This is a genomic window from Paremcibacter congregatus (assembly GCF_006385135.1).
Classification (GTDB): Bacteria; Pseudomonadota; Alphaproteobacteria; order Sphingomonadales; family Emcibacteraceae; genus Paremcibacter; species Paremcibacter congregatus.
The window spans coordinates 3759101-3770513 of sequence record NZ_CP041025.1 but is presented as its reverse complement, the minus strand read 5'-3'; the positions used below and the strand labels follow the sequence as shown (position 1 = coordinate 3770513).

Below are 11413 nucleotides of genomic sequence, written 5' to 3'. Positions count from 1 at the left end.
CCGCATGGCATTTCGTCAGGACAAGGGTGTGGCCTGGTCCTTCAAAAAAAAATTGAGGAAATCAAAATGACAATATCACGTAACATAAGGCGGTCGCTGATTTCGACCACGGCGCTTTGCGCGTCAACGTTTTTTCTGCCGTTATATGCCGCAGCGGAAGATGCTGCCACGGCAGAGGATGAAAATGTATTTGAAGAGGTGGTGGTCACGGGCTCCCGTATTATCCGTAAGGATATTGAGAGTGTCAGTCCGATCACTGTCACCAATGCCGAAGAAATTAAATTTTCCGGGCATATGCGGATTGAAGATATGCTGAATGGTTTGCCGCAACTGGAAGCGGCGGAACATGCCTATGAAGGCAACGGAACTTCCGGTGTCGCAACTCTTGATCTGCGGGGACTTGGCTCGAACCGTACTCTGGTGCTGGTTAATGGTCGTCGTATGCAGCCGGGCGGGGTGAAATCCTATTCTGTCGATATCAACCAGATCCCTTCCAGCCTGTTGAAGCGGGTGGAAGTGCTGACTGGTGGAGCGTCAACAACTTATGGCGCCGATGCGGTTGCCGGGGTGGTGAATTTCATCATCGACGACACATTCGAAGGCGTGAAAGTCTCCGCCGGGGTCGGTGCCTATCAGCATAACAACAACAACAGCTATATGCAGGGCCTGCTGGATGACGCCGGATATGATTATCCGAAAGGCAGCGCGCTGGATGGCGCCTCCTATAACTTTGATGTGGCCATGGGCGGTTCTTTTGCCGATGGACGTGGTCATGTTTCCATGTATGCCAACTACCGTCAGACCAACGAATTACACATGGATAGCCGAGATTATTCTTCCTGTGCCTTGCTGACCAATTCCTGTGGCGGGTCCGCCAATGCGGTGATCCCGAATTTTGACTTCTGGAATGTGGATCAGGGTACGGGGGAAATTGATTTCACCACGGAACGCTGGGTGCAGATGGACGCCAATGGCGGTTTTTCGGCGTTTGATGACAATTATTACAATTATGCGCCAGTTAATCACTGGCAACGCCCGGACAAACGTTTCGCCGGGGGCGGTTTCCTGACCTATGAGCTGAGCGATAATGCCAAGGCCTATATGGAAGTCATGATGGCGCGGGATACGACAACGGGTCAATATGCGCCAAGTGGCACGTTCTTCAATGACAATTACAAAATGAAATGTTCAAGCCCGTTGCTCAGCGCCGCCCAGGTGGCCGATATTTGCGGCACTTTCGGTTTGAGCGGAGACGATGAATTTGCTTTCGATGTCGGCAAACGGAATGTGGAAGGCGGCCCACGCCAGAACCAATTCACCCATAACAGCCTGCGTTTCGTGGTTGGCGTTAAAGGTGATATCACGGACAACTGGCGCTATGACACGTCCCTGACCTATGGGGCCACCAGCAGTGAGGACACCTATGTCAATGACTTCTTCGCCCCGAATATTCAGGCGGCGCTGGACGTTAATTTGGATGCGGATGGCAACATGCAATGCGCCAATGAAGTCGCCCGCAAAGATGGCTGTGTGCCCTATACCCTGTTTTCAAACGATGTAACGGCGGAACAGGCTAATTACCTGACGGCGACCGGAATCCTGTCCGGTCTGACGGAAGAAACGGTCTTCAATGGTTTTGTCTCTGGGGATCTGCCGCTGACGCTGGCCGATGACCCGGTACAGGCGGTTTTTGGTCTTGAATATCGGAAAGAGCATTATCGCCGGACTTCGGACAATTTGTTTGAGAACGGTCAGTTGTTGGGCAACGGCGGCGCAGTAAGGTCTGTTGACGGGTCCTACGATGTGAAGGAATTGTTCAGTGAACTTTATGTACCTTTGGTGCAGAACAAGGAATTTATTCAGGATCTTGTATTGGAACTGGGCCTGCGTGTTTCCGATTACAGTACAACAGGTACTGTGGCGACCTATAAAGCCGGCCTGAACTGGCAGGTGAATGACAGTGTCAAATTTCGCGGCAGTTACAACCGGGCGTCCCGTGCGCCAAATGTGGTGGAGCTTTACAGCCCGCAGCGTCTGGCTCTGTGGGACGGAACTGATCCCTGTGCTGGCGCAACGCCAATATTTACGGCGGCCCAATGTGCTAATACAGGTGTTTCAGCAGCGCAATATGGCAACATCAGCGTCAGCTCTGCCGGTCAGTATAATGAGTTCATCGGCGGAAACCCTGATCTGGATAAAGAAACGGGCGACACCTTTACGGTTGGTTTTGTGGCTACCCCTGTGGAAGGCTTGACCCTTAATGTTGATTATTGGAACATCAAAATTTCCGGTCTGATCGGGGGTATTTCATCTCAACTTGCTCTGGACAAATGCGGCGAGACTGGCAGTGCGGTTTTCTGTGATCTTGTCAATCGGGGACCAAGTGGCAGTCTGTGGCGCGGGACGACAGCCGCCATCACCAGCACCAATCAAAACCTCGGCTATACCAAGCAATCCGGGATTGATTTCGCCGGGGACTATGTGATGGAAATGGGCGAAGGCAGCTTGAATTTCAAATTGTTGGGCTCCTACCTGATCGACAAGTTTACGCAGTCGCTTCCCGGCGAAGCCGATTCCGAATATGATTGTGTCGGCCGGATTAATGGCAATTGCTATCCGACACCGAAATGGCGTCACACGGCAAGCGTCATTTATAATTCCGGGGATTTCTGGCAGGTTGGCCTGAAATGGCGTTATTTTGGCAAGGTCACCAATCCGGACTCAGAAAGAGACAACAAAGATATCTCGGCCTATAGCTATCTTGATCTGTCCGCCGGATTTAAATTGAGTGATAATGTGGATCTGGCGATGGGGATCAACAATATTCTCGACCGGGATCCGCCGATGTTGAATTCAACAAACTCAACTACCGGCAACACAAAGCCGGGGACATATGATCCGCTGGGACGGCGTCTCTTCGCCACCATTACAGCGCAATTCTAATTCCATCCGGGTTTAAAGATATCAGAACGGCGGCTCTCGGGTCGCCGTTTTTTATGGTCATAACCTGCTGTGGCTCAGGATGTTCCCTCCTGCCGGGTGAAGGTCAGGAGATCGCCCGGCTGGCAATCCAGCACGTCACAGATCTTGACCAGGGTGTCGAAGCGAATGCCTTTGATCTTGCCGGTCTTGATCATCGACATATTCTGCTCGCTGGTGCCGATGGCCTGGGCCAGATCCTTCAGACGCATTTTACGCCGGGCCAACATGATGTCGAGTGTCATAATAATTTTCATAAAGCGGGAACTTTCACAGGAACTTTCACAGGAACTTTCACAGGAACTGGGCGTTTTCTTCTTCCGCCTTGCGACCAGCGGCGAAAATATGGGCGACGAAAACAAACAGCAGGGCCGTGAACAGCGCTTTCACTTCCGGCGTGCCGAGCATGATGGACAATTGGGTTTCCTGTCCGGGGCGACCCATGGTGAAGACGATGCTCAACAGGGTATTCTGCAGGATGCCGTAAAACACCGTGATCAGGGTTACTAACGCGAAACGGCGGAAATTGACGACCGCGGTCAGGGAAAGCCCGCGTCCGGCGGCGGCTTCCTGAAAGGTGCGTCGCAGGGCGAGAAGGCCATAGGTCATGATCCCGGCGCCGATAAAGCAGATGACAAATCCGAGGAGGCGGGCGGTGAGACTGAGTGACGTCAGATCATACTGCGGACTCACCGTACCGGAGGAGACGCCAAGATCTTTGATATAAATCCATATCATGATTGTCAGCACCGGCAGGGCGACGGCGGCGAAACTTGTGATCCAGACCATGACCTGGGCGAACGGGCGGAGGTTGTTTTGATGTTCCATCATCTGAGTCCTCAATAATTAAGATTTAAGCTTGATTAATTCATTTAAAACATTAATAAATACGTGTCAAACTTTATTTTTGGAGGTAACTATGAGAATTCTTTTAGCCTGTATGATGTTGCTGGGCGCTGCTCCGGCGGAGGCCAAAACACTAACGGTCGCGGAGGCGCTCGCCATTGAAGCCCGGGTCAAGACGGGGCATTTCGGCGCCCAGGCGGAAATGTTGGCGCTCGGCCATTATGTCCAGGGGATGATTGAGGGCAATATGAGTTATTATCACCGGCTGCGGCAGGATAACACTCCTACTCGCTTCTGTCTGCCGACGGACCCAGGCTTCTCTTTCTCGATGCAGGCTTTTTTCAAAATCATGCATGAAAGGAAAGAGACAGAGCGCGACACGTCGGCGGCAGAGGCTGTTTTGCAGTCTTTTGAAACGCACTATCCCTGTCAGAATTGACGCCTTACCAGAGCACCATTCTTCCTGTACCTTTTTGCGCCAATTTATGTTATATGTATCTATTGGATATATTGGACGGGAGAAGATCTGAATGGCGCATCAGGAAAAATGCACGCATTACCGGGCCTGCACCCTGTGTGAGGCGATCTGCGGTCTGGCGATTGAGGTGGCCGATAATCGGGTTATCTCGATCAAAGGCGATCCGGATGATCCCTTCAGCAAGGGTCACATCTGCCCCAAGGCCCTGGCGCTGAAAGATATTCAGGAAGACCCCGACCGGCTTAAAAAGCCTGTTAAAAAGGTAAATGGGGCGTGGGTTGAAATTTGCTGGGACGAGGCATTTGACCTGGCGGCGGACCGGCTGTGGGATATTCAGCAGACCCACGGCCCGGATGCGATCGGGGTTTATCTCGGCAATCCCAATGTCCATAATTACGGTGCGCTGACCCACGGGCCGGTCTTCCTGCGGCTGCTGAAAAGCAAGAATCGCTTTTCCGCCACCTCGGTCGATCAACTGCCGCATCAGTATATCTCCTACGTCATGTATGGCCATCAGTTCCTCATCCCGGTGCCGGATATCGACCATACCGATCACATGATCATCATGGGGGCCAATCCGCTGGCCTCCAACGGCAGTATCATGACCGTGCCCGACGTCAAGGGGCGTCTCGATCGCCTGAAGGCCCGGGGTGGACAGGTGATCGTCATTGATCCCCGGCGCAGCGAGACCGCCAAGAAGGCGACGGCGCATCATTTCATCACCCCCGGCCGGGACGTGATTTTCCTGCTGGCCTTCCTGCAGCATCTGTTGCGCGAAAAGCTCTGCAATCCGGCGCATCTGACCGATCATCTGGAAAATTTTGACACGGCCCGCGCCGCCGTTGAGGGTGTGGTGCTGGGTGATGTGAAGCAACAGACAGGCATCGCCCTCGAGGATATTCAGCGAATGGCGGAAGACTTCGCCGCCGCCGAGCGCGCGGTGTTTTATGGCCGCATGGGGGTGTCGACCAATCCTTATGGCGCGCTCTGTCAGTGGCTGATCCAATTGATCAATATCGCCACCGGTAATCTCGACCGGGTGGGCGGCATGATGATCCCGTTACCGGCGGTGGATCTGGTCGGCTTCCAGCTTGTGGGGCGCGGCGGTCGGGATCGCTGGCAAAGCCGGGTCAGCAAACGGCCCGAGGTCTGCGGCGAGCTGAGCGCCAGCCTGATGGCGGAAGAAATCCTCACCCCCGGCGCGGGCCAGATCCGGGCGATGCTGCTCGGGGCCGGGAACCCGATCCTCTCCACCCCTAACGGCGCTCAGCTGGACGAGGCCTTTGCCGGTCTTGATTTCATGGTGGCGCTGGATTTCTATATCACCGAAAGCAGCCGTCACGCCGACCTGATCCTGCCGCCGACGGCCCCGCTGGAGCATGATCATTATGACGTCAGTTTTCTAGGCCTGGCGGTGAGCAATGTCACCCGTTTCAATGACAAGGTGATTGACGCCGCGCCGGACAGCTATGATGAGTGGGAAATCTATCATGAACTGACCCGGCGGTATTTGCGCAAAATGGGCGCACCGACCCTGCCCAAGAAACGCGCGCCGCACCGGTTAATTGATATGGCGCTGAGCAATGGCCCCTACGGCAGGCGGAGGGCCAGGCCCGAGGCACTCAGTCTCAGGAAACTGAAAGCCCACCCCCACGGTCTTTACCTCGGCGATCTCAAGCCGCTGCTCACCCGGCGGCTGAAGACCAAGAGCGGCAAGATCGATTGCGCCCCTGCGGCGGTGGTCGCGGACCTTAAGCGCCTGCAGGCGGATCGGGCCCAGTGGCAAGACAGTCTGGTTCTGATCGGCCGTCGCCATATCCGCAGCAACAACAGCTGGCTGCATAACAGCCCGCGTCTGGTCAAGGGCAAGAACCGCTGCACCCTGCTGATCCACCCCGATGATCTGGAGAAACATCAGATGCAGGACGGGCAAGTGGTTTGTGTCAGTAGCCGGGTCGGGCAGGTCACCGTGACGGCGGAAGCGAGCGCGGATATGATGCCCGGCGTGGTCAGCCTGCCGCACGGCTGGGGGCATGACCGATCCGGGGTGAAGCTCGAGGTTGCCCGGGCCCATGCCGGGGTCAGCGTCAATGATCTGACCGATGAGACGCGCCTGGATGAGTTGATTGGCACCGTGGCCCTGAACGGGGTGCCGGTTGAATTGAGTTCTTTAGAATCAGTTGAGGAAAAATAAACATGTCGATGATTGTCAACCGCCGGGATCTGGATTTCCTGATGTATGAAGTGATGGATCTCGACCGCCTGCTCGCCCATCCGCGCTATCAGGACTATGATCGGGACGTGATCAGCGCCGTGCTTGATACGGCGGAAAACATTGCCGAGGATAAGTTCCTCTCCTGCGCTGCCGCCCTCGACGCCCATGAGCCGACGTTCGACGGACAGAAGGTTCGGATCATGCCGGAGGTCAAACAGGCGCTCGACACCTATGCCGAGGCGGGGTTTTTCGCCGCCGCCTTTGATCAAACGCTTGGCGGCCTGCAGATGCCATTCATGGTCAGCTCGGCGCTCGGTGGTCTGTTCACCTGCGCCAATGTGGGGATCGCCAGTTATTTCTTTCTGACCCAGGCGGCGGCCAATATGCTGGCGGCCTGTGGCTCACCGGCCCAGAAAGCGCTCTATCTTCCGCCGATGCTGGCGGGGCGCTGGTATGGCACCATGTGTCTGTCGGAACCGCAGGCGGGTTCCTCCCTGTCTGACATCCGCACGAAAGCCACCCCGGTCGGGGACGGGCGCTATCGGATTGAGGGCAGCAAAATGTGGATTTCCGGCGGCGAGCAGGAGATCTCGGACAATATCATCCATATGGTGCTGGCGCGCCTGCCCGATGGTCCGCCCGGCGTCAAGGGACTGTCGCTGTTTCTCGTACCCAAATTTCGGGTCAATGCCGACGGCAGCCTGGGGGCGAAAAATAACATCGCGCTGGCCGGCCTCAATCATAAAATGGGCCATCGCGGCACGACCAATTGCCTGCTCAACTTTGGCGAACAGGGCGACTGTTTTGCGGAGCTGGTGGGGGAGCCGCATCAGGGTCTGGCCGCCATGTTCCATATGATGAATGAGGCGCGGGTCGGCGTTGGCCATGGCGCGGTGATGTCGGGGCTTGCCGGCTATCTCTATTCCCTCGACTATGCCCGCAACCGGCCCCAGGGGCGGCATCCCCATGAAAAAGACCCGACCAGCCCGCAGGTGATGATCATCGAACATGCGGATGTTAAACGTTTGCTGATGGCGCAGAAAGCCTACGTCGAAGGCGGTCTGGCGTTGGTGACTTACTGCGCCGGGTTGATCGACCAGCAGGCGGTGGCGGAAGATCAGATAGAACGTCAGAGGTTATCGCTCCTGCTGGAAATCCTGACCCCGGTCGCCAAATCCTGGCCGGCGGAATATTGTCTCGAGGCCAATAAATACGCCATTCAGGTGCTGGGGGGCTATGGTTATACCCGTGACTATCCGGTGGAACGCTTTTACCGCGATAATCGGCTCAATCATATCCATGAAGGCACGCACGCCATTCACGGGCTTGACCTGTTGGGTCGCAAGGTGCGGATGCAGGACGGCGCGGCGCTGGCGGTTCTGGAGGCGGAAATCAAGAAAACGGCGGTCGAAGCGCTGGAACGGTTGGATATGGTGGGTTACGGCGAAGATCTTTGTCGCGCTTTTGCGGCCCTGAAGGATTGCGCGCGCGCGGTGGGACGAGCCGGGGATATGAACCGGATGCTGGCCAATGCCACGGTTTATCTTGATGCCTTTGGCCATGTGGTGGTGGCCTGGATGTGGTTGCGTCAGGCCCTGGTGGCGGGCGCGGCACTGGCGGAACAGCCGGACCATCCGGATGAAGATTTCTACCGGGGCAAGCTTGCCGCCTGTCGCTATTTCTACGCCCACGAGCTGCCCTCGGTCCACGCCAAATTTACACTGGTGGCGTCACTGGATGACAGTTGTCTGACCATGCAGGACAGCTGGTTTACGGGTCGTTAGTCTGCGGTCCCTTTGATTTTCTCCCGCAGGCTCTGCAGCGCCACATAGAGGGTGGGGATAAAGAAGATACCGACAAAGGTTGCCATAACCATGCCGCCAAAGACAACAAAGCCGATCACCATGCGGCTGGCGGCCCCGGCCCCGGACGCCATGACCAGCGGAATTACCCCGATGATAAAAGACAGGGCGGTCATCATCACCGCCCGGTAGCGCAGACCCGCCGCCTCGATGGCCGCGTCGTGAATGGTGGCGCCCGCCTCCCGGCGGCCCTTGGCGAATTCGACGATCAGAATGGCGCTCTTGCTGGCCAGCCCGATCAGCATCACCATGCCGATCTGGGCATAGAGATCATTACTGATAAAAGGGATCAGTTTCAACGGGATCAACGCTCCGAACAGGGCCACTACCACCGACAGCATGATCGCCACCGGGATGGTCCAGCTTTCATACTGCGCCACCAGAAACAGATAGGCGAACAGGAAGGCGAGGGCGAAGATAATCACCACCAGAGCGCCGGCTTCCCGTTGTTGCTGAGCGACACCGGTCCAGGTGACGCCATAGCCGTCGGGCAGGGCGGTGGCGGCGATCTCTTCAATGCCGGTCATGGCGTCGCCGTTGCTGATCCCTTGGGCCGGGCTGACATTGACGCCAGCGGATTTGAAGATGTTATACCGGATCAGCGACTGGGGCCCGAGGATGGGTTTTGTTTCTACCAATGCGCCGAGCGGCACCATCTGGCCCTTGCTGTTGGTGACATGAAACCGGTCCAGATCCTGGATGCCGTCGCGGAATTCCGGTTCCGCCTGAACCATCACCCGGTAGACCTTGCCATACAGGTTGAAGTCATTGACATAATTGCCGCTGAGATTCTCCCGCAGGGTGCTGAAAATATCGGCGATCTGTACCCCGAGTGTCCGGGCTTTCTGGCGGTCTATTTCCAGCATATATTGTGGCACGTTGGCGGAAAAAGTGCTGAAAACCTGGGTGAAGCGATGATCCTGATTGGCGGCGAAAACCAGGCTGCGGATGGCGGAAGCCAGTTCCGTGGCCGGGCGACCCTGATAATCCTGGACCTGTAATTCGACGCCGCCGCTGGTGCCGAGGCCCATGATTGGCGGAGTTGGAAAGGCGAAGGCATTGGCGGTGGGCAGGGTGGCGAGTTTCTGGTTGAGTTTTCGCAGGATGGAGAACCATTGCAGTTCAAATTCTGTACGATCGGCCCAGGGGGTGAGCACCGGGATCAGAAATGCGCTGTTTGACGCACTGCCGGACAGCAGGCTGAAACCGGAGACGGAAATGACACTTTCCACGCCTTCGGTTTCGGTTAGCATTTCTCGGGCTTGATCGACAACTTTTTCTGTACGGCTGATTGACGCCCCGTCGGGCAATTGGATATTCACGAAGAAAAAGCCATTGTCTTCCATGGGCAGAAAGCCGGTCGGCGCGGTCTGGAACATATACAGGGTGCCCCCGGCGATTACTGCCAGAGCCCCCAGACTGAGCAGGAGATGGCGGATCATTTTCCGCACCCCGGCAACATAGAAATTCCGGGTCTTGTCTACCCCGCGCGCGAACCCACGGAACAGAGCGTTGGGCGCCTTTGTCCGGTGTTTGAGCAACAGGGAACAGAGCGCCGGCGACAGGGTCAGAGCATTGAGAGAAGACAGGGAAACGGCGACGCAGATCGTGATTGAGAATTGCTTGTAAAGTTCGCCGGTGATGCCGGGCATGAAACTTACGGGGATGAAGACCGCCAGCAAAACCAGGGTGGTGGCGATCACTGGTCCAAAAACCTCGCCCATGGACTTGCGGGTGGCTTCCTTGGCGCTGAGCGCGCCATCTTCCATATTACGCAACACATTTTCCACCACCACAATGGCGTCGTCGACCACGATGCCAATGGCGAGAATAAAGGCGAAGAGGGTAATGGTGTTCAGGGTGTAGCCAACGGCATAAAGCACGGCGATGGTGCCGATCAGCGACACCGGAATGGCGCAGGCCGGGATCAGGGTCGCGCGCCAGTCCGCGAGGAACAGCCAGGTGACGCCGATCACCAGAAAGAAGGTCATAAACAGGGTTGTGACCACCTCGGAAATTGAGGCCCGGACGAAATTTGTCGTATCAAACAGCACCGAATGTTCCACGTCGGCGGGGAAATTGACGGAGAGTTCCTTCAGGGCCGCATTAACCTTGTCCGCGACGTCGAGCGCATTGGCGCCGGGGGATTGATAAACCCCGATGGTGGCCGAGGCCTGACCATTCAGCCGGGCGGACCCGAGATAGGAGGCGGCGCCGAGCTCTACCCGGGCGACATCCTTCAACAGCACCAGGGACCCGTCGGCATTGGCGTTGAGTACAATATTTTCAAATTCCTCAACCGATACCAGACGGCCTTCGGCTTTCAGCGGGTATTGGAATTGCAGGTTGCGGGTGTAGGGCGGCGCACCGAGTTGTCCGACGGGGGCCTGTATATTTTGTGCCGCGATGGCGTTCGAAAGATCATTACTGGTCAACCCGAGGGCGGCCAGGCGATCGGGATCGACCCAGACCCGCATACCGTAATCTTTGGCCCCGAACTGGGCCACCTTGCCGACCCCGTCGATGCGGGCGAGAATATCCTCGACATAGATTGAGGCGTAATTGCTTAAATACAGTTCGTCATGGGTCTGGTCAGGGGCGTAAAGATTGATCACCATCAGCATGGCGCTGGACTGTTTCTGGGTGATGATGCCTTGCCGGGTGACTTCGCGGGGCAATCTGGCCTCGGCGACGGCGACCTTGTTTTGCACATTGACCGCCGCAATATCGGCGTTGGTGCCCACCTTGAATGTAATGGTCAGGGCATAGCTGCCGTCATTGCCACTGGTGGAGGACATATAGAGCATGTCATCGACGCCGTTGACGGCGCCTTCAATAATGGCGGCGACGGTCTGTTCGACCACCTCGGCGCTGGCCCCGGGATAGGTGGCGTTGACGGTTACCTGTGGCGGGGTGATTTCCGGAAATTGGGCGATGGGAATGATTTTCAGGGCGATCAGACCGGCAAGCATGATCACCAGGGAAATGACGAAGGCGAACTTAGGCCGTGTGATAAAGAAATTTGAAAACATG

The 11413-nt window shown here is 56.4% G+C and carries 7 protein-coding genes; 4 read left to right on the top strand and 3 right to left on the bottom strand.

Annotation, left to right across the window (positions count from 1 at the left end):
- Nucleotides 1-66 precede the first annotated feature (66 nt).
- Complete coding sequence (locus FIV45_RS16610; protein ID WP_099473622.1) at nt 67-2943, top strand: TonB-dependent receptor domain-containing protein; 2877 nt, start codon at nt 67-69, stop codon at nt 2941-2943.
- A gap of 74 nt (nt 2944-3017) precedes the next feature.
- Here FIV45_RS16610 and FIV45_RS16605 read toward each other — a convergent pair whose 3' ends face one another.
- Both FIV45_RS16605 and FIV45_RS16600 read right to left on the bottom strand, forming a co-directional pair.
- On the bottom strand, nt 3018-3236 hold the full coding sequence (locus tag FIV45_RS16605) for a helix-turn-helix domain-containing protein (RefSeq protein ID WP_099473620.1): 219 nt from the start codon (nt 3234-3236) through the stop codon (nt 3018-3020).
- Between the two features lie 37 nt (nt 3237-3273).
- The gene (locus FIV45_RS16600) at nt 3274-3807 is read right to left on the bottom strand and encodes a hypothetical protein (protein ID WP_099473617.1); all 534 of its coding nucleotides are present in this window, start codon (nt 3805-3807) and stop codon (nt 3274-3276) included.
- A gap of 91 nt (nt 3808-3898) precedes the next feature.
- On the opposite strand from FIV45_RS16600, the gene FIV45_RS16595 reads away from it, so the two are divergent.
- The 3 genes from FIV45_RS16595 (at nt 3899) to FIV45_RS16585 (ending at nt 8302) form a co-directional block, all read left to right on the top strand.
- On the top strand, nt 3899-4264 hold the full coding sequence (locus tag FIV45_RS16595) for a Rap1a/Tai family immunity protein (RefSeq protein WP_099473616.1): 366 nt from the start codon (nt 3899-3901) through the stop codon (nt 4262-4264).
- Nucleotides 4265-4355: 91 nt separating this feature from the next.
- On the top strand, nt 4356-6497 hold the full coding sequence (locus FIV45_RS16590; RefSeq protein ID WP_099473614.1) for a molybdopterin oxidoreductase family protein: 2142 nt from the start codon (nt 4356-4358) through the stop codon (nt 6495-6497).
- Nucleotides 6498-6499: 2 nt separating this feature from the next.
- On the top strand, nt 6500-8302 hold the full coding sequence (locus FIV45_RS16585) for an acyl-CoA dehydrogenase (protein WP_099473612.1): 1803 nt from the start codon (nt 6500-6502) through the stop codon (nt 8300-8302).
- Here FIV45_RS16585 and FIV45_RS16580 read toward each other — a convergent pair.
- Complete coding sequence (locus FIV45_RS16580; RefSeq protein WP_099473610.1) at nt 8299-11412, bottom strand: efflux RND transporter permease subunit; 3114 nt, start codon at nt 11410-11412, stop codon at nt 8299-8301. The genes FIV45_RS16585 and FIV45_RS16580 overlap by 4 nt on opposite strands.
- Nucleotide 11413 lies beyond the last annotated feature (1 nt).